This window comes from Bradyrhizobium sp. th-b2, from assembly GCF_000426785.1.
Taxonomy (GTDB): Bacteria; Pseudomonadota; Alphaproteobacteria; order Rhizobiales; family Xanthobacteraceae; genus Bradyrhizobium; species Bradyrhizobium septentrionale.
In genome coordinates this window covers 287980-309902 of the sequence record NZ_AUGA01000004.1, presented here as the reverse complement: position 1 = coordinate 309902, position 21923 = coordinate 287980, and the positions used below count along the sequence as shown (strand labels likewise).

Sequence of the window (21923 nt, the reverse complement as noted above, 5' to 3'; positions counted from 1 at the left end):
GCGCGCAGGTGCGGGGCCAAGGACGCGTTCAGGCGTGAGGAGCGGGCATGGCGAAAGCGACACTCACCATCAGCAGCAAGAATTATTCGTCGTGGTCGCTGCGCGGCTGGCTGCTGGCGAAATTCGCCGGGCTGGAGTTCGAGGAGGTGGTCACCGCGCCCGACGACGCCTCGGCACGGGCCGAATTGCTGCTGTTGTCATCGTCGATCCTGGTGCCCTGCCTGCGCCACGAGGGCGCGACCGTCTGGGATACGCTGGCGATCGGCGAGTATCTCAACGAGATCATGCCGCATGCCGGGCTGTTGCCGGACGACCGGATCCAGCGCGCGCATTGCCGCTCGATCTCGGGCGAAATCCATTCCGGCTTCACCACGCTGCGGGCCTCGCTGCCGGTCAACCTCAAGGGCCATTTCCCCGGCTTCAAGATCTGGTCGCGGGCGCAGGCCGACATCGACCGCGTCTGCGTGATCTGGCGCGACTGCCTCGGCATATCCGGTGGGCCGTTCCTGTTCGGCGAACGCCGCACCATGGCGGACGCGATGTATGCGCCGGTCGTGACCCGCTTCATGACCTATGACGTCAAGCTCGACCCGGTGCTCGCGGCCTATGCCAAGACCATCATGGCGATGCCCGAGATGCAGGAATGGATCGAGGCCGCGAAGGCCGAGCCCGCCGACGTCGAGGAGCTCGAGGTCGAATATTAGGCAGCGCACGCCCCGCCTGCCTGCGGCGGCGGCTCAAGGTCCAGGCAAGCCTTGCTCAACAGACGTGCCGTCGGCGTCAGGTCCCGGCGGCGCGCAGCGCGCGCGACGTAATCCGCGCCGAACCCAAATTTGCGCTTTGCGCCAAACGCTTCCACTGCGGCATCAGCTCGCGGCGAGACCGATCGCCGCAGCACGATCGGGCTGGCAAGGATTTCGCATAGCAACATCGAGCTGTGACCGCGACGATGCGACGCTGCCGAAAATTTGGACGCTGAGCCCGCGCCGCGATCTCGCGAACACGAGAACCGTGGAGGCTTGAAATGAATCAGCACGCCGTCGTCAGCAAATTCTCCCACGTCAAACCAGGTGACACCGAGTTCAAGGGCGGAGGTCTGCGCGACTTCTTCCTGTATCGCGATCTCGGCATCGCCGACGCCACCGGCGGGCAGGTGATCTGCCATCTGGTCAAGGCCAATCCCGATCTGCCGCCGGAGCAGGGCACCGGCTGGCACAAGCATCTGTGCGATTTCCAGATCGTCATCATGACCAAGGGCTGGGCCCGCTTCATGTACGAGGACAAGGAGACGCTGGTCGAGGCGGGCGACGTCATCCATCAGCGCCCCGGCATCACCCACTATCTGTTCGATTACTCGAAGGACATGGAATACCTCGAGATCGTCAGCCCGGCCGATTTCAAGACCGTGGATGTGCCGCCGGCGACCGAGACGGTGCCGCCGGTCACGTCGTGGAAATGACCGCGAGGAGGGATCGCAATGTCGTCTGCGGAGGAATTAACCTTTGTCGTCGGCCGCTGGCTGCGGCCGATCGTGATGCTTCTGTATGTGGTGCGCAGCCTCGGACTGATGACCACATCTAGCCGTGAACAACGGAGTACGGCGCTCGATCAGTGATTCGGACGCGGTTCGTTCCACCCGCGTTCCAAACCTTAAAATCGTTGCGCGTGCGCGTCGCGTTTTGAAACAGCGCCTGGGCGCTGTTACGCCATGCCCGCCTGCTTCACGCGCGGCATGCGCCAGGCAATGACATTGACCTCCAGCGCGCCGCCGGTCGTGTCATTGCGCCACTGGCCGTCGATGAAACGGCAGGCGAACGGCAGCTGATACGTTCCGCTGTGATCCTCACAAAGCACTTCCACGCGTTGTTCCGGCGAAGGTTCGCCATTGCCGTCGAATTGCGCCAGCCGTTTTTCGCGCGTAGCCATACGATCTGTCTCCACTGCCCAAGGCCGAGCCAAAAGAGGTCGAACCAAACGAGTTCCGAAGGCCCCCGTCCCCACGAGTAATCCTCGCAATGGGTGAAGCACACCGCTTGAATGCGGTTTCAGTGTGGTATGTCTGCCCAGCTTTCAGCGTCGCGAGCACAAAACTGTGAAAGACGCGTCTGATTGGGGATGATGATGTTCGCTCGTATCGCTGTTGCCTTGCTCGCGCTGATTGCGCTCGGCGTCGTCGGAACTGCGCATGCGCAAGACGTTCCCGGCATCGAGATCTGCACTGTCGAGAAGACGATGGAGCGGCGCACCAGCTGTCTGCAGAGCAATGTCGATTTCCTGCAGAAGACCATCAACAAGCTGACATCAGATCATCAGCAGAAGCTCGACGCAGCCAGCCGGCAGATCGAAAGCCTGAAGAGTTCGGTTGCGAGTTTGCAGAAGCTCGTTGCCGATCAGCAGGCGGCGCAGGCCAAGCTGACCGAAGATTTGAAGAAGAAAGCCGACGCTCCGACGACGAAGGATGCTGCACCTGCTGCGAAGGATGGGACGAAGTAGCCTCCCGTCATTGCGAGGAGCGAAGCGACGAAGCAATCCGTCTTTCCTCGTGCGCGGATCGATGGATTGCTTCGCTTCGCTCGCAATGACAGGGAGGCGCTTCACGCCACCCGAAATTGCTCCATCACGTCGCGATCCGGCTCGTAGCCGAGCCCGGGGCCCTGCGGCACGGCGACATGGCCGTTGGCGTCGACGGCGATGCGGTCGCCCCACAGGCAGGCAGGGCGCTTCATGAAGAACATTTCGATCAGGCCTTCGTCGCGGATCGCCATCAGATGCAGCGTGGCGAGGAAGCCCGGCCCGAAATAGGGCGAGTGCGGAATCACCTGGACGCCGAACTCGTCGGCAAGCACGGCGACCTTCAGGAATTCGGTGACGCCGCCGACCTTGATCACCGACGGCTGCGCGTGACTGACGGCGCCGGCAGTCATCATCTGGCGGAATTGGTGCACGGTGCAGGCGTTCTCGCCGGCCGCGATATCGAGCCGGCCTTCCTTGCGCACCTCGGCGAGCGTCGCAAAATCCTCCGGCGGCCAGACCGGCTCCTCCAGGAACATCGGCCCGGCCTGCTTGCAGTTGCGGGCGAATTGTATCGCCGCCGGTCCGTCCAGCGGGCAGTTCATGTCAACCATCAGCGGCACGGTGGGGCCGATCGCCTCGCGTGCGGCTGATACCGCCGGCACGGTGGTCTCGTGCAGCTTGATCGCGGCATAGCCAAGCTTGATCGCCTTCTTGCATTCGGCCGCGATCTGCGCGGGATTGCCGATCCGCATCAGGCTTGCATAGGCCGGAATGGAGCTGCGCCGCGCGCCGCCGATCAATTGATGCAGCGGTGTGCCCTTCACCTTGCCGGCCAGATCCCACAGCGCGATGTCGAGCGCCGAGATCGCAAACATCGTGATGCCGTAGCGGCCGAACAGGTGCAGATTGCGCTGGATCTGCTCCATCACGGCGGGAATTTGGGTAGCGTCCGGCACGTCGAGGCCGCGGGCCTGCGGCGCGATCATCTCGGTCACCGCCGCGCAACTCGTCTTCGGGCAGACATAAGCGAAGGCATCGCCCCAGCCGGTCAGGCCGGCATCGGTCGACACCTCGACCAGCACCATATCGAGCGCCGAGATCGCGGATGCGCCCTGGCGGAAGCTCGCTGGCCCTGCGTCATAGGGAATCCGGATATGGTGGGCGCGGACATCGGTGATCTTCATTGTTGTTGTCCTTCCGATCGCAGGATGTGCCTGGTTCCGGCCATCCCAACTCTTGCTTGTGACGAGTCTTGCTCGTCAATCGTGTCGAAGACGTGGATGCCCGGTTTCAGGCCGGGCATCGGGGACTGCGGAATTGTGGAGAAAGCTGTTACGAGCTCTTCTCGCCGCTCATGACGGGACCGAACCGCTCCCAGCTCTCGCCCTTGAAGCGCATCATCTGCAACTGCTCGATCGGTGCATAGTCATCCGGCCCGGTCTTGATCTTGGTGCCGGGCAGGTAGATGCCGATCTCGAAGTTGAGGCTGGCCGCCTGCTTGATCAGGTTCTCGCGGGTGAGGTCGTCGCCGCATTGCCGCAACACCTGCTCCAGCCCCTTGGCGACGCCATAGCCGAACACGGTCGAGGCGTCGTTCTGGTCGCCTTCAGGATACCACTTGGTCATGAAGGCACGCCACTCGTTCATGGCCGAATCGTTCTTCCACTCGTGATCCGCGGGATCCTTCAGATACTGGGTCGACAGGATGTCCTGGCTCGCCTCGTAGCCGGCCGGCTTCATCACGCCGCCGATCGAGACCGAGACGTTGGTCAGGAACTGGACCGGATGCCAGTCGAGCTCAGCGGCCTTCTTGATCGCCTGCGCTGCGAATTTCGGGGTTGCGATGTTGACGAAGATGTCGGGGTTGGCGCCCTTGATCTGCACGATCTGCGAATCCACCGTCGGTGACGAGGTCTCGTAGGAGGATTCGACGATGATCAGCTTCTTGGCCTGATCGCCGAGCCCGTCGTGCAGCCCGATCAGATAGTCCTTGCCGAAATCGTCGTTCTGATAGAGCACGCCGATGGTCTTGCCGGGATATTTCTGCAGAATGTATTTGGCATAGATGCGGGCTTCGACCTGGTAGCTCGGCTGCCAGCCCATGGTCCACGGGAAATTCTTCGGGTCGTTCCACTTGGCGGCGCCGGTGGAGACGAACAGCTGCGGCACCTTCTTGGCATTCATGTATTTCTGGATCGCGGTGTTGCCCGGCGTTCCCAGCGGATTGAAGATCAAGAGCACCTCGTCGCTCTCGACCAGCTTGCGGGCCTGCTCGACCATCTTCGGCGGGCTGTAGGCGTCATCATAGGAGATGAAGTTGACCTTGCGTCCGTTGATGCCGCCTTCGCTGTTGAGCTTGTTGAAATAGGCGGCTTCGGTCTTGCCGATCGTGGCGTAGGCGGACGCCGGACCCGAATAGGGCATGATGTTGCCGACCTTGATCTCGGTGTCGGTCGCGCCCGGATCGTATTTCTTCTGTGCGTTGGCGGCGGTTGCGACGGCGATCGTCAGAAGCCCCGCAAGCGCCGCTGATTTGACGCAGTTGACATAGCTCAGGCGTGGGTAGTGCATCATTGTCCTCCCTGACATGCTGGCCGCGGCTCGTGCAGTCTTGATTTTCGGGCAGCTTGATGAGCCGTCGGATCGATGCAACTGCGAGTATGCACGATTGCAACGGTGTTACCAGCGACGGCTTTGCGGTAAATTTCCGCAGAGCGGAACCAGAGTTTCCACCGTTGCGCAGCAAGGACTGTCAAGCGCCGCGTAGGCAGACGCGCATGATGTGCGTGCTTTGAAGGAAGGCCGTCGTCCATGAATCCAGCCCAGAAGGCGCTCTGGTACATCGAGAGCCACCTCCGTCGGCCGATGACGCTCGATGACATTGCAGCCGTCGCCGGGGTCTCGCGCTTTCATCTGGTGCGGGCGTTCGCGGAAGCAACCGGGTTCTCGGTGATGCGCTATTTGCGGGCGCGCCGCCTCAGCGAGGCCGCGCGCGAGCTCGCGGCCGGGGCGCCCGATATTCTCAGCCTGGCGCTGGATGCGGATTACGGCTCCCACGAAGCATTCACCCGCGCGTTTCGCGACCATTTCGGCGTCACGCCCGAGACGGTGCGCGCCACGACGTGCCTGACGAAGCTCAAGCTGCAGGAGCCGATCACCATGATCTCGACCGCTCTCGATCACATCGATCCGCCGCGTATCGCAACCGGCAAGGCCTTTCTCGTCGCCGGTGTCGGCGAGCGCTACAACCACGTCAATGACAGCACGGCCGGCATCCCGAACCAGTGGCATGGCTTCCACCAGCAATGCGCGCATATCCCTCGCCAGGTCGGCAGCATCGCCTACGGCGTCTGCTGCAACGGCGACGACGCCGGCAATTTCGACTACATCGCAGGGTTGGAGGTCGCCGATTTCTCCGACCTGCCGCGCGAGTTCGCGCACGTCAGAATCCCGGCGCAGAAATATCTCGTGTTCACCCACACCGACCACGTCTCGACCATCCGCCGCACCGTCAACACGATCTGGAATCGCTGGCTGCCGCAATCTGGCATGAAGGTCGCCGACGCCCCGAGCTTCGAGCGCTACGACGAGAAGTTCGACAAGAACAGCGGCAACGGCGGGCTCGAGATCTGGGTGCCGGTGGAGGGGTAGCGTGGGGCGAGCCGCGCGCTTTGTAGCGCGGATCGCCTCTCTTTTCGTCATTCCGGGGCGCGCGCAGCGGACGGTTCATGTCGCGAGAATGCGAAGTTGTACCCTCATCCTCATCTGTCATCGCCCGGCTCGACCGGGCGATCCAGTGGGCCGCGGCCTATCGGTTCAAGCACAGGCGTCTCTGGAATACTGGATCACCCGCATGCGCGGGTGATGACACCGCGTTGTTCGGTATCTTTAATCGAGAGGATCCTCCATCGCGCGACACACTCAGTGTCGTCCCGGCCTAGTGCGCAATTGCGCACGGGGGCCGGGACCCATTACCCCAAATCTCAATTGTTGCGCGACGCTGGGGCCGCGATCCCGTTCATCACCAAATTCGGTGGTTATGGGTCCCTGCTTTCGCAGGGACGACGTCGTCTATGTTGCTAGGGAGTGTCTAGCCTAATGCGACCGCGCCAGGCAGAACGCGACGACCTCTTCCAGCGCCGTCTTCATCGGCGAGGGCGGGAACAGCGCCAGTGCGTCGACCGACATCGCGCCGTAGTGCTGGGCGCGGCTGATCGTGTCTTCGAGCGCGCGGTGCTTGGTCATCAGCCCGATCGCGTGGTCGAGGTCGGCAGCGCCGATCTCGCCGCGCTCGAGTGCGCGGATCCAGAACTTGCGCTCGGTGTCGTTGCCGCGGCGGAACGCCAGCACCACGGGAAGCGTGATCTTGCCCTCGCGGAAATCGTCGCCGACATTCTTGCCGAGCTTGGCCGACTTGCCGCCATAGTCGAGCACGTCGTCGACGAGCTGGAAGGCGATGCCGAGATTCATGCCGACCGAGCGGCAGGCGGTCTGCTCGGCCTTCGGCCGGTTGGCGATCACGGGGCCGACCTCGCAGGCCGCGGCGAACAGCTCCGCGGTCTTGCCGCGGATCACGGCGAGATATTCGTCCTCGGTGGTCGCGGTGTTCTTGGCCGCCGCAAGCTGCATCACCTCGCCCTCGGCGATGGTAGCGGCGGCCGCCGACAGGATGTCGAGCGCGCGCAGCGAGCCGACCTCGACCATCATGCGGAACGCCTGGCCGAGCAGGAAGTCGCCGACCAGCACGCTGGCCTCATTGCCCCACAGCATCCGCGCGGACAGTTTGCCGCGGCGCAGTTCGCTCTCGTCGACCACGTCGTCATGCAGCAGGGTCGCGGTGTGCATGAACTCGACGGCGGCGGCGAGCTTGATATGGCCGTCGCCCGAATAATCCGCGAGCTGGGCCATCGCCAGCGTCAGCATCGGACGCAGCCGCTTGCCCCCGGAGGAGATCAAATGATTGGCGACCTCGGGGATCATGGTGACCTCGGAGCCGGTCCTGGAGAGGATCGTCGCGTTGACGCGCTCCATGTCCGCGGCGAGAAGTCCCACCAGCCCGTCGATCGAAGCATTGGACGGGCTTTCGAAGGGTACAATAACCGCCACGCTGGTCTCCAATTTTGCCGATTTCGCACTAGCTCAGCTATAACAATAGAAACTGCGCGGTGCAGCGGCAAGGCCATCAAGTTATTGACATGTGGCGCAATAGCCGCACAGCCGGGGCCACAGGAGAGTGCGTTTTGCGGGAATTGGTACGGACCAATGACGTGGTGCTGGTCTCCGCCATCGGCGCGTTGCTCGACAGCGCTAACATCCATCATCTGGTGCTGGACCAGAACATGAGCATCATCGAGGGCTCGCTCGGCGTGCTGCCGCGGCGGATCCTGGTGCACGAGGACGACAACCACGAGGCCCGCCAGCTCCTGACCGACGCCGGCCTCGGCCACGAGTTGCGGGCCGATGATTAGAGCGTTTTCAAGCGAAGTGGACCCCGGTTCGCGTGAACAAAACGCGTCAAAAAAGGAGTCTCCGGCCGCCGACATCACCGAAGACGGATTTCTCGGCGGGCAATTGCGCCTGCGGCAGCCGCGCGGCGGCCACCGCGCCGGCCATGACGCGATCCTGCTGGCCGCGGCGACGCCGGCGCGATCCGGCGACCGCGTCGTCGATCTCGGTTCCGGCGTCGGCGCCGCCGGGCTCGCCGTGGCGCGGCGGGTGAGGGGGATCGATCTTGTCCTGGTCGAAATCGACCCGGCGCTGGCCGAGCTCGCACGGAATAATGCAGGCGCCAACGCGATCATGGCCGACGTGATCGTGCTCGATGTCGAGTCCGGTGCTGCCGCCTTCGATGACGCCGGCCTGACACCCGACAGCGCCGACGTCGTGCTGATGAACCCGCCGTTCAACGATCCGTCGCGGCACCAGGCCTCGCCGGACGGCGAGCGGGAGCGCGCCCATGTCGCAACCGCGACCACGCTCGCCGGCTGGGTCCACGTCGCACGGCGGATTCTCAGGTCGAACGGGCAGCTGGCGCTGATCTGGCGGGCCGACGGCATTGCCGAAGTGCTGGCCGCGCTGGACCGCGGCTTCGGCAGCCTCGAGATCTTGCCGGTTCACGCCGACGCGACGTCGCCGGCCATTCGAATCCTGGTGCGGGCGGTCAAGGGCGGCCGGGCGCCGACGCGGCTCCATGCCGCATTGCTGCTCAAGGAAGAGTCAGGTGTGCCCAATAAATGGGTGCAGGAGATCTTGGCTGGAAAGGGAGAATTGCCGCTGGCGCGGCGCTAGCGGGCAGGCGAACTGCCCACGTAGTGACTGGCACTAAGTTACTGCGAAGCCGTTTCTGACTGGCGATCAGGCGTTGAGGTGAAGTGGATCGCCGCCAGGAGCGCACCGATCAGCAAAATCAGCAGGTAGATCTTCATGAGTCCCTCTCCGCCGCGCGTTGCAACCTCAATGACAAAATGCAAAACGCGTTCCACGGAATCCAATGACACTGGCGTGATAAAAAGTGGTTAATTCGAGGTAACGGCATGAGTGAACAAATAAGTGATCGCGCCAGACGTCCGGGACTGCTCGAGCGTGCGCAGAAAATGCTTCCGGCGCGGTTCAGGCGCGGCACGGCGGTGGTGCCGGTGGTGCGGCTGTCAGGCGTGATCGGCGCGGTGACGCCTCTGCGGCCCGGCATGACGCTCTCCGGCGTCGCCAAGATGCTGGAGCGTGCCTTTGGCACTCGGAATGCCAAGGCGGTGGCACTGGTGATCAATTCGCCGGGCGGCTCGCCGGTGCAGTCCCGGCTGATCTATCTGCGCATCCGGCAACTGGCGGCCGAGAAGAAGTTGCCGGTGCTGGTGTTCGCGGAAGACGTCGCGGCCTCCGGCGGCTACATGATCGCCTGCGCCGGCGACGAGATCTATTGCGACCCGTCCTCGATCCTGGGCTCGATCGGCGTGGTCGGCGGCAGTTTCGGTTTCCAGGAGGCGATCAAGAAGATCGGGGTCGAGCGGCGGCTCTATACGGCCGGCAGCCACAAGGCGATGCTCGATCCGTTCCTTCCCGAAAACCCCGATGACGTCGCCCGGCTCAAGTCGATCCAGCGCGAGATCCATGCGATCTTCATCGCGCTGGTGAAGCAGAGCCGCGGCGGCCGTCTCAAGGCACCAGACGACGCGCTGTTCACCGGCGAGTACTGGGCGGGCGAGACCGCGGTCGGTCTTGGGCTTGCCGACGCCATCGGCGACCTCCGCTCCACCTTGCGGGCCCGCTATGGCGAGAAGGTGCTGACCCCGGTGATCGCGCCCGCGAGTGGCATGCTGTCCGGCCTGCTCGGCCGCCGGGCGCCGGGGGCGGGCTCGCTGGCGGCCCTGGACGGCATCGCCGCGCTGCCGGACGATCTGATCTCGGCGTTGGAAACACGGGCGATTTGGGCCAGATTCGGGCTGTGAACACACGGTTGTGAGCGCGCCATTTAGTCCCAAAAGTGCGATTGCGGCGCAGGCCCGCTTGCGCAAGAATGCCTGTCATTGGGGGCCTGACAGACGTGAACGACAAGGATCGACCGATGCCGCCGCTGATTGCATTCGCAGGCGTCCTGGGTGGCCTGGCCGTGGTCCGCTGGGCTTACAAGACGGCCGTCCGGATCAACCAGGAACTGGAAGAGGCGCGATTGTCCCGCGTGGCCGAGGCCGCGCATGCGGGCGAAATCAAGACCCTGCGCCGCGACCCCGTGACCGGGGCCTATCGCCCGGGCTAGGCCTTAGGTCTCCCAATCTTGCCACTCAGGGATTGTGCTTCCCCTTCCGCTTGCGGGGGAGGGTCGGGGTGGGGGCTCTATCCACGAGTCGTATCGTGGATAGAGCCCCCACCCGGATCGCATCCAAAGATGCGATCCGACCTCCCCCGCAAGCGGGAGGGGCGACGACAGCTCGCAGAAACATCCCCATCGCCTTGATTCCATTGGCTGCCGCCGATACGGTCCCGCGCGCTTCACAACCCCCCTCGCGAGACCTGTCGTGACGATGGACGCCCTGCCTGACCACATGCGCCCGGAACGTTCGTTCCAGGGCTTCATCCTGGCTCTCCAGCGATTCTGGGCCGAGCAGGGTTGCGTCATCCTGCAGCCCTACGACATGGAAATGGGCGCCGGCACCTTCCATCCCGCGACCACGCTGCGCGCGCTGGGCCCAAAGCCCTGGAACGCTGCCTATGTGCAGCCCTCGCGGAGGCCCAAGGACGGCCGCTATGGCGAAAACCCCAACCGGCTGCAGCACTACTACCAGTTCCAGGTGATCATGAAGCCGTCGCCGCCGAACCTTCAGGACTTGTACCTGAAGTCGCTCGCCGCGATCGGCATCGACGCCGCCGTCCATGACATCCGCTTCGTCGAGGACGATTGGGAGAGCCCGACGCTTGGCGCTTGGGGTTTGGGCTGGGAATGCTGGTGCGACGGCATGGAAGTCAGCCAGTTCACCTACTTCCAGCAGGTCGCCGGCGTTGAATGCGCGCCGGTCGCGGGCGAGCTCACTTACGGGCTCGAGCGGCTCGCGATGTATGTGCAGGGCGTCGACCGCGTCTACGACCTCAACTTCAACGGCCGCGAGGGCGCCGAGAAGGTCACCTATGGCGACGTCTTCCTGCAGGCCGAGCAGGAATATTCGCGGCACAATTTTGAATATTCCGACACCGCGATGCTGTTCGAGCAGTTCAGGATGGCCGAGGACGCCTGCCGCAAATATCTCGCTGCCGGCTGGCGTGAGGGCGGGAACAGTAAGGAACATCTGATGGCCTTGCCGGCCTACGACCAGTGCATCAAGGCGAGCCACGTGTTCAACCTGCTCGATGCCCGCGGCGTCATCTCGGTGACGGAGCGGCAGAGCTACATCGCCCGTGTGCGCGACCTGGCGAAGGCCTGCGGCGAGGCGTGGATCCACACTGAAACGGGCAGGGCGGTCTGATGCCCGATCTTCTCCTCGAACTGTTCTCGGAAGAAATCCCCGCGCGCATGCAGGCGAAGGCGGCGGACGATCTGCGCCGCATGGTGACCGACAAGCTCGTCGCCGAGGGCCTCGTCTATGAAGGCGCCAAGGCGTTCGCGACCCCGCGGCGGCTGGCGCTCACCGTGCACGGCATTCCGGCACGCCAGCCCGATCTGAAGGAAGAGCGCCGCGGACCGCGCGTCGGCGGACCCGAGCCCGCGATCCAGGGATTTCTGAAGGCCACCGGCCTGTCCTCGATCAGCGAGGCAAAAATCCAGACCGATCCGAAGAAGGGCGATTTCTACATCGCGCTGATCGAAAAGCCCGGCCGCGCCGCGATCGACGTAATCGCGGAAATGCTGCCGGTGATCATCCGCACCTTCCCGTGGCCGAAATCGATGCGCTGGGGCGCGCGCTCGGCGAGATCCGGCTCGCTCACCTGGGTACGCCCGCTGCACGCCATCACCGCGACCTTCGGTCTGGAGACCGAGGAGCCCGATGTCGTGACATTCTCCGTCGACGGCATCGAGGCCGGGCAGACCACCTACGGCCACCGCTTCATGGCGCCAGCCGCGATCTCGGTACGCCGCTTCGAGGACTACGAGGCCAAGCTGAAGGCCGCAAAAGTCATCCTCGATCCGCAGGCGCGCAAGGACATCATCCTCGAGGACGCCAAGGAGCTGGCGTTCGCGCAGGGCCTCGAACTGGTCGAGGATCAGGTTCTGCTCGACGAGGTGTCCGGCCTCGTCGAATGGCCTGTTGTGATGATGGGATCGTTCGAGAAGGAATTTTTGGCGATTCCTGACGAGGTGATCCGCGCCACCATCCGCAACAACCAGAAGTGCTTTGTGGTCAAGGATCCCAAGACCGGCAAACTGACCAACAAGTTCGTGCTGACCGCCAACATCGAGGCGCCCGACGGCGGCAAGACCATCGTCGCCGGCAATGAGCGCGTGATCCGTCCGCGGCTGTCGGATGCGAAGTTCTTCTATGAGACCGATCTCAGGACCAGACTGGAAGATCGGCTGCCGAAGTTCGAGCAGATCGTGTTCCACGAGAAGCTCGGCACGCAGGCGGAGCGGATCAAACGGATCGAGCGGCTCGCCGCCGAGATCGCGCCGCTGGTCGGCGCCGACGTCGAGAAGACCAAGCGTGCGGCGCGCCTCGCGAAAGCGGATTTGCTGACCGAAGTGGTCGGCGAATTCCCCGAATTGCAGGGCCTGATGGGCAAGTACTACGCGCTGGCGCAGGGCGAGGATGCCTCGGTCGCTGCCGCGAGCGAGGAGCACTGGAAGCCGCAGGGGCCCACGGACCGTGTGCCGACCGATCCGGTGAGCGTCGCGGTGGCGCTGGCGGACAAGCTGGATACGCTGGCGGGGTTCTGGGCGATCGATGAAAAGCCGACGGGGAGCAAAGACCCATTCGCCTTGCGGCGTGCGGCTCTTGGAATAATTAGGATCGTCTTGGAGAACCAGCTTCGAATCGCTATGGGAAGCCTAATCGACGACAAGTTCGGTCCGATACTGATGGCACAAGAACTGAAAGACCTCACTCGCCGCGTATCCGTCGCCGAAAGCGTTGGTGCCACTCATGTTGAGGGAACCAAATCGGTTTCGTACGGAACTTACCTCAATCCACATCACTACGATGTTCGAACGATAGATTTGCTGGCGTTTTTTGTGGATCGCTTGAAGGTTCAACTTCGCGATCAGGGGGCTCGACACGACTTGGTTGATGCCGTTCTTTCGCTTCAGCAACTCGGCGTGGGGCCTCTTGAAGGAAATGATGATTTTCTCTTGATCGTTCGGCGCGTCGAAGCGCTCGGAAAGTTCCTCGATAGTGACGACGGCAAGAACCTACTTGCCGGAACCAAGCGCGCCAGCAACATCCTCTCGATCGAGGAAAAGAAGGACAAGCGCAGCTTCGATGGCGCGCCTGATGCCGCGTTGTACCAGCTCGACGAAGAGAAGACGTTGGCGAAGGCGATCGAGCAGGTGAAGAACGAGGCTTCTTACGCAGTCGGGAAGGAAGACTTTGCCGCCGCGATGAGCGCGATGGCGAAGCTGCGTCCCGCGGTGGATGCGTTTTTCGACAAGGTCAAGGTCAACGACGATGACCCGAAGGTGCGCGAAAACCGCCTGAAACTGCTCAACGAGATCCGCGCCGCGACGCGTGCGGTTGCGGATTTCTCCAGGATCGAGGGCTGATCGATGGACCGCGCAACGCTCGCCGCTTACGACAAGGAAGCGGCGGCGTTTGCGCAGGACTGGCACGAACAACCGGCGCCGGTCGATCTGCAGGAGATCGTCACACGTTTCTTCGTCAAGGGCGGCACAACCGCCGATATCGGCTGCGGCAGCGGCCGCGAGGTGGCGTGGTTGAATGCCAACGGTTTTCCGGCCGAAGGTTTTGACGCCTCCGAGGGCCTGCTCACGGAGGCCCGCGCCCGCTATCCGGCGCTGCGCTTTGTGCGTGCCGAACTGCCTGACCTCCGCGGCATCGCCTCCGGCAGCTTCGACAATGTGCTCTGCGAGACCGTGATCATGCATCTCGATCACGCGCTGATCGTGCCGTCGGTGCGCCGCATGTTCGAACTCGTGAAGCCGGGCGGCGTGTTCTATCTGAGCTGGCGTGTCACCGCGGGTGACGATGCGCGTGATGCACACGGCCGGCTCTATGCAGCTTTCGATGCGGCCCTGGTGCGGACTGAACTGGCGGCGGCCGAATTGCTGCTCGATGAGGAAGTCGTCAGCGCGTCGTCCGGCAAAGTCATTCACCGGCTGGTCGCAAGCAAAGGCAGGTGATGATGGCGAGGCTCGCGACATGCGCCTGCGGACAGCTCCGCGTCACCTGTCAGAGCGAGCCTCTCAGGATATCGCTGTGCCATTGCCTGGAGTGCCAGAGGCGGACCGGCAGCACCTATGGCGTCGCGGCGTTCTTTCCGCGCGCCGATGTCGAGCCGCAGGGCGAGGCGCGCGAATACAGCCGCATCGGCGACAGCGGGTCTGCGGTGGTGTTCCATTTCTGTCCGAATTGCGGAACGTCGGTCTATTGGGAGCCGCGCCGCGCGCCGGATCTGATCGGCGTTGCGGTTGGTGCCTTCGCCGACCCCGACTTTCCCGCGCCGTCGCAATCCGTCTTCACCCAGCGTCGCCACCGCTGGGTCGCGGACAAATGAGGGGGCGCCGCCGAGCGGCGGGTCGCGCCGGAAATATTTGGACACAATTTGCAATTTGTTAACCATGCCCTGCGAAGGTCCTGCCGGGTCGACGATTTCTTAAGAAATCGCCCTTTGCGCCAATGCAGAGACCTCTCCGATGACCTCGATCGGCACCACGCCCAATCCCTACGCCCAATATGGTTCGGCCTACGCGCGGGCCGCGGCGACGCCCTCGCTGGCGGCGACCTTGTCGGGCGACGGCACGGCCGGCGATCTGTCGGCGTCGTCGACGTCAAATGCCGCAACCAACCTCACGCTGTCGGATGCCGCCCGCGCCCAGCTCGCCAAGGCGCCGCAGCCCGACTTCGCGACGGTGACGAGCGACGCGCGCGTCACGCTCGATCGGCTCTACACGGTGGCCGGCGTCAAGGCGCCGATCGTCGACGGCAAGACCACGATCGATCTCTCGACGCTGGATCGCCGTTCGCTGTTTGCGATCTCGACCAACAATGGCGGCAAGTTTACGCCGGACGAGCAGGCGGTTGCCGCCACCGAACTGAAGCAGCGCTTCGACACGGCGCTGGCGCCTTCGCTCGCGACCACGCGCCTGACCGGCGACTACAGCGTCAGCTACAAGGCGGCGCTCGACTATCTCGATGGCGCCAGCGACGAGGAGAAGGCAACTGCGACCTGGGCCAGCCAGCGCGCCGCGGTGCTGAAAGGCTATCAGGCGACGCAGCAGGATCCGAACACGGCGCCATCTGGAATTACCGGTGACCCGATCGCGGCCGCGCTGGCGGGGACCACATCTCCCGCGACGGGCAACACGCGCGACTTCAGCAGCGTGGCAAGCGACGTGCGCGCGTTCCTCGATCGGCAGAAGAGTCAGGCTGCGAGCAACGGCAAGGAACTGGTCTACGATGCCAGGCGCAAGACCGGACAGCTCGCCGACCTGTCCTCGCTAGACAACCGTTCGCTGTCGGCGATCTCGTTGAACCAGGACAAGAAGTTCTCCACCGACGAGATCTTCGCGGCCAAGCAGGAACTCAACACGCGGACCCGCCTTGCGGTGCTCGACGCGCTGAAGCAGAGCCAGTCCGCTGGCGATCCGCGCCAGTTCAGCCTCGGCATCCTCAAGCAATATTCCTCGATGAGCGCGGAGGAGCGGCAGGCGGCCAATTGGACGCAGGATTTCCAGGACGCCGCGATCAAGAGTCACAAGTCGACCTCGACGCTGCTCTCGATCCTGAAATCGTAGGCATCCATGAAAAACCCCACCCGGTGGGGAGGCCGGGCGAGGCTTTCAAGTCCGGTCGATCTGCACGCACATCCGCTTGCGCGGCGCCCGGACATCGCGTTCAGGCGGCTGGGGGCTTATTCGACCACCTGAACGATCCGTCGTGAACGCGGCTCGACCAGAACGGTCTCGCCATTCACGACGGTGTAGCGATAGGGCGTCGCCCCGAACCGTTGCGGCACGTCGTAATAGGTCACGCCGACGTCCGGCAGCACGGTGCCGACCACGACGCGATCTGGAACGGTGTAGTTCGGCACGCGCTCGCGCACGATGTATTCGCGGAATGCCGGACGCTGCTCGACCGCGATTGCTCCGTCATCCTCGACGGCGACTGCCGGACCACCGCGGACAATGCCGACGGTCTGGGCCTGTGCGGCAACAGCCGGCACCGTGATCGCGGCAGCAACCGCTGCAACGGCAAGTATTCTGTTTCGCATGGCTCGCTCCATTGTTTTCACGCAGCACGCCGGCCTTCGCCAGCGCACATGGCGAGCCAATGCATCGGGGTGTGGTGATGTTCCGGAAAAACCGCCGCCATACACGCGGCATTTTGGAGCAATTTTGGTGAGGTGCGGGAACCTGCGGGCGTGACGGGCGTCTTGATGTGGGAACCCGCGCAGCGGATAAACTGCCGCTCGATTCGCTCCTCCAAAAACCGCCGGAGAAACTTCAATGGTCATCACCGCTGGGCATTTGCCGCACATTGTCGCTCTGATTGCAGGCATCCTGATCCTGATCATGCCGCGGCTCCTCAACTACATCGTCGCGATCTACCTGATCTTCGTCGGTCTGGTGGGGATGGGCCTGTTGCGCTGGCTGCACCTGTAGCGGGAAAGCGGGGTTTCGCGGCTTGCGCGGAACCCCCCAAAATGGTGTAAGGCGCGCATCTTCGACCCCTCCTTCCGGATTGTTGTCTGACATGGCCAAAGCCGTCGCGAAGTCCAAGAAAACTGCAGCGAGAACTGCCGAGAAAACTGCAGCGAAATCAAAGCCCTCCGCAGCGGCCCGCAAGGCCGCGCCGGCGCGCAAGGCGCTGAAGAAGAGCGCCCCGAAGGCGGCGCCGAAACCCGCCGCCAAATCGACTGCGAAGCCGGCTGCAAAGCCCGCCAGCAAGGCGCCGGTGAAGGCGGCAACTTCGGCGAAAAAGGCAGCCCCGGCTGCGATCAAGGCCGGCAAGTGGGTCTATACGTTCGGTGACGGCAAGGCCGAGGGCCAGGCGACCTTGCGCGATCTGCTCGGCGGCAAGGGCGCCAACCTCGCGGAAATGGCCAATCTCGGCCTGCCGGTGCCTCCCGGCTTCACGATTCCGACCTCGGTCTGCACCTATTTCTACGAACACGACAAGACGTATCCGAAGGAATTGAAATCTCAGGTTGAGAAGGCGCTCGACTATGTCGGCAAGCTGACCGGCAAGACCTTCGGCGATGCCAGGAACCCGCTGCTGGTCTCGGTGCGCTCGGGTGCGCGCGCCTCGATGCCCGGCATGATGGATACCGTGCTCAATCTCGGCCTCAACGACCGCACGGTCGAAGCGCTCGCCGAGCTCTCCGGCGACCGCCGCTTCGCCTATGACAGCTATCGCCGCTTCATCACGATGTATTCCGACGTGGTGCTCGGCTTCGAGCATCATCACTTCGAGGACATCCTCGACACCTTCAAGGACGGCCAGGGCTATTCGCTCGACACCGACCTGACCGGCGACGACTGGGTCGAGCTGGTCGGCAAGTACAAGGAAGCGGTCGCCAAGGAGACCGGCCACGACTTCCCGCAGGATCCGCACGACCAGCTGTGGGGGGCGATCGGCGCGGTGTTCTCATCCTGGATGAACGCGCGCGCGGTGACCTACCGCAAGCTGCACGACATCCCGGAATCCTGGGGCACCGCCGTCAACGTGCAGGCGATGGTGTTCGGCAACATGGGCGAGACCTCGGCCACCGGCGTTGCCTTCACCCGCAACCCCTCGACCGGCGAGAGCAAGCTGTACGGCGAGTTCCTGATCAACGCGCAGGGCGAGGACGTCGTCGCCGGCATCCGCACGCCGCAGGACATCACCGAGGAAGCGCGCAAGGAATCCGGCTCCGACAAGCTGTCGATGGAAGCCGCGATGCCGCACGCCTTCAAGGAGCTGACGCGGATCTACACGCTGCTCGAGAAGCACTACCGCGACATGCAGGACATGGAGTTCACGGTCGAGCAGGGCAAGCTGTGGATGCTGCAGACCCGCGGCGGCAAGCGCACCGCGAAAGCGGCGCTGCGCATCGCGGTCGAACTCGCCAATGAAGGCCTGATCTCCAGGAAGGACGCGGTGACGCGGATCGATCCGGCCTCGCTCGATCAGCTGCTGCACCCGACCATCGATCCGGCCGCCAAGCGCGACGTGATCGCGACCGGCCTGCCGGCCTCGCCAGGTGCTGCCTCCGGCGAGATCGTGTTCTCGTCGGATGAAGCGGCCAAGCTGCAGGCCGACGGGCGCAAGGTGATTTTGGTCCGCATCGAGACCAGCCCGGAAGACATCCACGGCATGCACGCCGCGGAAGGCATTCTCACCACCCGCGGCGGCATGACCTCGCACGCGGCGGTGGTCGCCCGCGGCATGGGCAAGCCCTGCGTCTCCGGCTGCGGCACCATCCGCGTCGATTACGGCCGCGGCACCATGAGCATCGGTTCGCGCACCTTCAAGACCGGCGACGTCATCACCATCGACGGCTCTGTCGGCCAGGTGCTGGCCGGCCGGATGCCGATGATCGAGCCGGAACTGTCCGGCGAGTTCGGCACGCTGATGGGCTGGGCCGACGAGGTCCGCAAGCTCGGCGTCCGCGTCAACGGCGACACGCCCGATGACGCGCGCACCGCGGTGAAGTTCGGTGCCGAAGGCATCGGCCTCTGCCGCACCGAGCACATGTTCTTCGAGGAGACCCGCATCCGCACCGTGCGCGAGATGATCCTCTCCGAGGACGAGCAATCGCGCCGCGCCGCGCTGTCGAAGCTGTTGCCGATGCAGCGCGCCGACTTCGTCGAGCTGTTCGAGATCATGAAGGGCCTGCCCGTCACGATCCGTCTGCTTGATCCGCCGCTGCATGAGTTCCTGCCGCACACCCAGGCTGAGATCGAGGAAGTGGCGCGCGCCATGAACACCGATCCGCGCAAGCTCGCGGACCGCGCCCGCGAACTGTCCGAGTTCAACCCGATGCTCGGCTTCCGCGGCTGCCGTCTCGCGATCGCCTATCCGGAGATCGCCGAGATGCAGGCGCGCGCGATCTTCGAGGCGGCTGTCGAAGCCGGCAAGCGCACCGGCAAGCCGGTCGGCCTCGAGGTGATGGTGCCGCTGATCGCGACCAAGGCCGAGTTCGATCTGGTCAAGGCGCGGATCGATGCCATGGCCAAGGCGGTGATGAAGGAAACCGGCGCCAAGCTCAGCTACCAGGTCGGCACCATGATCGAGCTGCCGCGCGCCTGCCTGATGGCGGGCGAGGTGGCCGAGACCGCGGAGTTCTTCTCGTTCGGCACCAACGACCTGACGCAGACCACCTACGGCATCAGCCGCGACGACGCCGCGAGCTTCCTCGGCACCTATGTCGCCAAGGGCATTCTCGAGATCGATCCGTTCATCTCGGTCGATCGCGACGGCGTCGGCGAGCTGGTCAGGATCGGCGTCACGCGCGGCCGCAAGACGCGTCCGAATCTGAAGGTCGGCATCTGCGGCGAGCACGGCGGCGATCCGGCATCGGTTGCGTTCTGCCACGAGGTCGGGCTCGACTACGTGTCCTGCTCGCCCTATCGCGTGCCGATCGCGCGTCTCGCAGCAGCCCAGGCCGCGCTCGGCAAGGCCGCCGCCAGCCAGGCGTAACTAGCTGGCGCAAGCTACGTAGGTCACAAACGACGTCATGCCCGGGCTTGTCCCGGGCATACGTGTTTCTGGAGCGCTGCCAGCGGATATCGTCATTGCGAGCCACCCGGTCGGCGCGAAGCGCCGCCGGATGACAGGCTCCGCGAAGCAATCCATCGCGCCGCTTGCTGAGACATGGATTGCTTCGTCGCTGGCGCTCCTCGCAATGACGGTGGAGGCTGCGTGCAAGACTTTGTTCACCATCTTCGTTGACCGGATGTTCACGACCTTCTTGCGCCGCGCATTTACCAAGGCGCGCGATGCGCCGCGCGAAGACGCTGCGATCGCTTGAGTGTAGCGCGCGTGCAACGCCGATTAACTCCGCGGCAACCTAAACAAGTTAGCAACGGGAAAGGTCGAATTGCGCGGATGTACCGCGTTCGATTGCACTCAGTAAGCGTTGCGTGAGCGTACGATGTTTGTGTCGCGTAACCGGCCGAAGGGCGCACGTCTTGCGCTCTTCGGTCTCGGTCTTGGCATCTTCGCACTGATGCCGACCGAGATCGGATATCAGGATATTGCTTCGCTCCTGGCCCGGCAGCCCGGCGTCGCCGAGCGCTGGCAGAAGCGCGTCTTCGCCTCCGCGGTCGGCTCGATCCAGGTCGCCACCTACAGCTTCGGCCGTCCGATCGGAACATCCGCGCCGCAGGCCCCGCAAATCCTGCTCGCCAGGCTGGACAATTCGAGCGTCGACATCACCGGCACGGTGACGCGCAATCCGATCGCGGCGCCGCCGCCGCGTTACGCGGCATCCGATTTTCCCAAGGTCGATCGCACCCTGAAGGGCGATCGTCTCGTGGTCAGGCGGCCTGATCAGGTCGAGCCTGCAGAGCCCGCAAATACGGCGCCGGCGAACGAGGATCCCGCGACATCGAATTCGTCGATCAAAGGCATGAAGACCGCGACCGCACCGGCCGACAGCGCGCCGCTTGATCCGGAACTGCAGGAGGCGCTGCGCGCGCCGCCGCTGCCGCAATATGCCAAGCCGTCACCGCAACAATACGACGTGTCGCTGTCGCTCGAGGCCAGCCCGCTCGACGATCTGAAACCGGCTCCTGCGAAGCCTGCTGCTGCGCCCGCCGATGCAGCGCGCGAGCGCGATCCGTTTGCATTCAAGACCGCCAGCCTGTTCTTCGGCTCTTCGCTCGGCACGCCCGAGAATCTCGAGCGCTGGCAGCCCGGCGAGGCGCCGGTCGTCGTGCTGCCGGCCGTGCAGCCCGATCCCGACATGAAGGTGATGGCGTCGTTGCCGGTCGATGCCGACGGCCCGGTCAGGGCCGGCGAGATGGGCGAGAGCATCGCGCCGAAGGGCGAGGTCAACGCCGACGACCAGCACACCAAGACGCCGGCGGAGCGGCTCGGCCTGTTCGACGACAAGTCGCGCGCCAAGTCGGAGAAGTGCCTGGCGGAGGCGGTCTACTTCGAAGCCCGCGGCGAAGCGGTGCGCGGCCAGATCGCGGTCGCCCAAGTGGTCTTGAACCGTGCCTTCTCCGGCAAATATCCGGAGACGGTGTGCGGCGTGGTCTACCAGAACAAGAACCGGCACTACGCCTGTCAGTTCACCTTCGCCTGCGACAACACCGCCGACGTCGTCCGCGAGCCCGATATGTGGGACCGAGCGAAGAAGATCGCGAAAGCGATGCTCGACGGCAAATTGTGGCTGCCCGAAGTCGACCGCTCGACCCACTACCATGCCTATTGGGTGCGGCCGTCCTGGGTCAGCGAAATGAAGAAGATGTACAAGTTCGGCGTCCACACCTTCTATCGCCCGCGCGCTTGGGGCGACGGCAGCGACGCGCCGAGCTGGGGCAACCCGGCCGAGACCGCCAAGATCTCGGCGCAGCTCGCCGAGGCCGCCCAGAGTTCGGCCGAACAGGCCAGCGCCAAGCGATAGCGTTTTGCACGTCATTCCGGGATGGCCCGCAGGGCCAGACCCGGAATCCCGATGGTCTGGGCAATCAATCGACCTCGAGACTCCGGGTTCGATGCTCCGCATCGCCCCGGAATGACGGTCGCATAATCTGCAGAGCAGCCCTGCGGGCGAAGATTTTTCTCCCGGACCCTCTTGGGGTTTTCATGCAGATGCATTAA

23 protein-coding genes are annotated in these 21923 nt (G+C 64.1%); 18 read left to right on the top strand and 5 right to left on the bottom strand.

Annotation, left to right across the window (positions count from 1 at the left end; all coding sequences use genetic code 11):
* Window positions 1–47: 47 nt before the first annotated feature.
* From K359_RS0108840 to K359_RS63215, 3 genes are all read left to right on the top strand, one after another.
* A complete protein-coding gene (locus tag K359_RS0108840) occupies window positions 48–704 on the top strand; it encodes a glutathione S-transferase (RefSeq protein ID WP_029079025.1) in 657 nt (218 codons plus the stop codon).
* A gap of 320 nt (window positions 705–1024) precedes the next feature.
* Entirely contained in the window at window positions 1025–1459 is a 435-nt protein-coding gene (locus K359_RS0108830) for a cupin domain-containing protein (RefSeq protein ID WP_029079023.1), read from the top strand.
* Window positions 1460–1477: 18 nt separating this feature from the next.
* On the top strand, window positions 1478–1615 hold the full coding sequence (locus K359_RS63215) for a hypothetical protein (protein ID WP_165125233.1): 138 nt from the start codon (window positions 1478–1480) through the stop codon (window positions 1613–1615).
* Window positions 1616–1701: 86 nt separating this feature from the next.
* Here the strand turns inward: K359_RS63215 and K359_RS0108820 are convergent, their stop codons facing one another.
* Window positions 1702–1926, bottom strand: coding sequence for a hypothetical protein (locus tag K359_RS0108820; protein ID WP_029079022.1), 225 nt, complete (start codon window positions 1924–1926; stop codon window positions 1702–1704).
* Window positions 1927–2121: 195 nt separating this feature from the next.
* On the opposite strand from K359_RS0108820, the gene K359_RS0108815 reads away from it, so the two are divergent.
* Window positions 2122–2493: a hypothetical protein gene (locus K359_RS0108815; protein WP_029079021.1), complete on the top strand. Its 372-nt coding sequence runs from the start codon at window positions 2122–2124 to the stop codon at window positions 2491–2493.
* Between the two features lie 101 nt (window positions 2494–2594).
* Here the strand turns inward: K359_RS0108815 and K359_RS0108810 are convergent, their stop codons facing one another.
* Both K359_RS0108810 and K359_RS0108805 read right to left on the bottom strand, forming a co-directional pair.
* Window positions 2595–3698, bottom strand: a complete 1104-nt coding sequence (locus K359_RS0108810) for a mandelate racemase/muconate lactonizing enzyme family protein (protein ID WP_029079020.1) — start codon at window positions 3696–3698, stop codon at window positions 2595–2597.
* 148 nt (window positions 3699–3846) lie between these two features.
* Entirely contained in the window at window positions 3847–5088 is a 1242-nt protein-coding gene (locus K359_RS0108805) for an ABC transporter substrate-binding protein (protein ID WP_051346059.1), read from the bottom strand.
* A 237-nt stretch (window positions 5089–5325) separates the two neighbouring features.
* On the opposite strand from K359_RS0108805, the gene K359_RS0108800 reads away from it, so the two are divergent.
* The gene (locus K359_RS0108800) at window positions 5326–6165 is read left to right on the top strand and encodes an AraC family transcriptional regulator (protein WP_029079018.1); all 840 of its coding nucleotides are present in this window, start codon (window positions 5326–5328) and stop codon (window positions 6163–6165) included.
* Window positions 6166–6609: 444 nt separating this feature from the next.
* Here the strand turns inward: K359_RS0108800 and K359_RS0108795 are convergent, their stop codons facing one another.
* Window positions 6610–7620, bottom strand: coding sequence for a polyprenyl synthetase family protein (locus K359_RS0108795; RefSeq protein ID WP_029079017.1), 1011 nt, complete (start codon window positions 7618–7620; stop codon window positions 6610–6612).
* A gap of 134 nt (window positions 7621–7754) precedes the next feature.
* Between K359_RS0108795 and K359_RS0108790 the strand changes: the two genes are divergently transcribed.
* The 9 genes from K359_RS0108790 to K359_RS0108745 all read left to right on the top strand — a co-directional run bounded on the left by K359_RS0108790 (window position 7755) and on the right by K359_RS0108745 (window position 15907).
* Window positions 7755–7982, top strand: a complete 228-nt coding sequence (locus K359_RS0108790; protein WP_021080019.1) for a DUF2007 domain-containing protein — start codon at window positions 7755–7757, stop codon at window positions 7980–7982.
* Entirely contained in the window at window positions 7975–8802 is an 828-nt protein-coding gene (locus tag K359_RS0108785) for a tRNA1(Val) (adenine(37)-N6)-methyltransferase (RefSeq protein ID WP_245284546.1), read from the top strand. Before K359_RS0108790 ends, K359_RS0108785 begins: the two co-directional genes overlap by 8 nt.
* A gap of 245 nt (window positions 8803–9047) precedes the next feature.
* On the top strand, window positions 9048–9959 hold the full coding sequence (locus K359_RS0108775; protein WP_029079015.1) for a S49 family peptidase: 912 nt from the start codon (window positions 9048–9050) through the stop codon (window positions 9957–9959).
* A gap of 116 nt (window positions 9960–10075) precedes the next feature.
* Window positions 10076–10267, top strand: a complete 192-nt coding sequence (locus tag K359_RS0108770; protein ID WP_029079014.1) for a hypothetical protein — start codon at window positions 10076–10078, stop codon at window positions 10265–10267.
* 265 nt (window positions 10268–10532) lie between these two features.
* The gene (locus K359_RS0108765; RefSeq protein ID WP_029079013.1) at window positions 10533–11468 is read left to right on the top strand and encodes a glycine--tRNA ligase subunit alpha; all 936 of its coding nucleotides are present in this window, start codon (window positions 10533–10535) and stop codon (window positions 11466–11468) included.
* A complete protein-coding gene (gene glyS / locus K359_RS0108760) occupies window positions 11468–13696 on the top strand; it encodes a glycine--tRNA ligase subunit beta (RefSeq protein ID WP_029079012.1) in 2229 nt (742 codons plus the stop codon). Before K359_RS0108765 ends, glyS begins: the two co-directional genes overlap by 1 nt.
* Before the next feature lie 3 nt (window positions 13697–13699).
* Window positions 13700–14293 (top strand): bifunctional 2-polyprenyl-6-hydroxyphenol methylase/3-demethylubiquinol 3-O-methyltransferase UbiG, encoded by a 594-nt coding sequence (locus K359_RS0108755; protein ID WP_029079011.1) that lies wholly within the window; start codon window positions 13700–13702, stop codon window positions 14291–14293.
* A 2-nt stretch (window positions 14294–14295) separates the two neighbouring features.
* On the top strand, window positions 14296–14667 hold the full coding sequence (locus K359_RS0108750) for a GFA family protein (RefSeq protein ID WP_198031129.1): 372 nt from the start codon (window positions 14296–14298) through the stop codon (window positions 14665–14667).
* Between the two features lie 139 nt (window positions 14668–14806).
* Window positions 14807–15907: a hypothetical protein gene (locus tag K359_RS0108745; RefSeq protein ID WP_029079009.1), complete on the top strand. Its 1101-nt coding sequence runs from the start codon at window positions 14807–14809 to the stop codon at window positions 15905–15907.
* A gap of 116 nt (window positions 15908–16023) precedes the next feature.
* Here the strand turns inward: K359_RS0108745 and K359_RS0108740 are convergent, their stop codons facing one another.
* Window positions 16024–16383 carry a DUF1236 domain-containing protein gene (locus K359_RS0108740; protein ID WP_029079008.1) on the bottom strand — a complete coding sequence of 120 codons (360 nt, stop codon included), beginning with the start codon at window positions 16381–16383 and terminating at the stop codon, window positions 16024–16026.
* Window positions 16384–16618: 235 nt separating this feature from the next.
* Here K359_RS0108740 and K359_RS58675 point away from each other — a divergent pair, with 235 nt between their 5' ends.
* The 4 genes from K359_RS58675 (at window position 16619) to K359_RS0108720 (ending at window position 21726) form a co-directional block, all read left to right on the top strand.
* A complete protein-coding gene (locus K359_RS58675; RefSeq protein ID WP_084518327.1) occupies window positions 16619–16774 on the top strand; it encodes a DUF3096 domain-containing protein in 156 nt (51 codons plus the stop codon).
* 91 nt (window positions 16775–16865) lie between these two features.
* The gene (gene ppdK / locus K359_RS0108730) at window positions 16866–19793 is read left to right on the top strand and encodes a pyruvate, phosphate dikinase (RefSeq protein ID WP_029079007.1); all 2928 of its coding nucleotides are present in this window, start codon (window positions 16866–16868) and stop codon (window positions 19791–19793) included.
* 37 nt (window positions 19794–19830) lie between these two features.
* On the top strand, window positions 19831–20124 hold the full coding sequence (locus tag K359_RS0108725) for a hypothetical protein (protein WP_156928416.1): 294 nt from the start codon (window positions 19831–19833) through the stop codon (window positions 20122–20124).
* 123 nt (window positions 20125–20247) lie between these two features.
* Window positions 20248–21726, top strand: a complete 1479-nt coding sequence (locus K359_RS0108720) for a cell wall hydrolase (RefSeq protein WP_029079005.1) — start codon at window positions 20248–20250, stop codon at window positions 21724–21726.
* The last annotated feature ends 197 nt before the right edge of the window (window positions 21727–21923 follow it).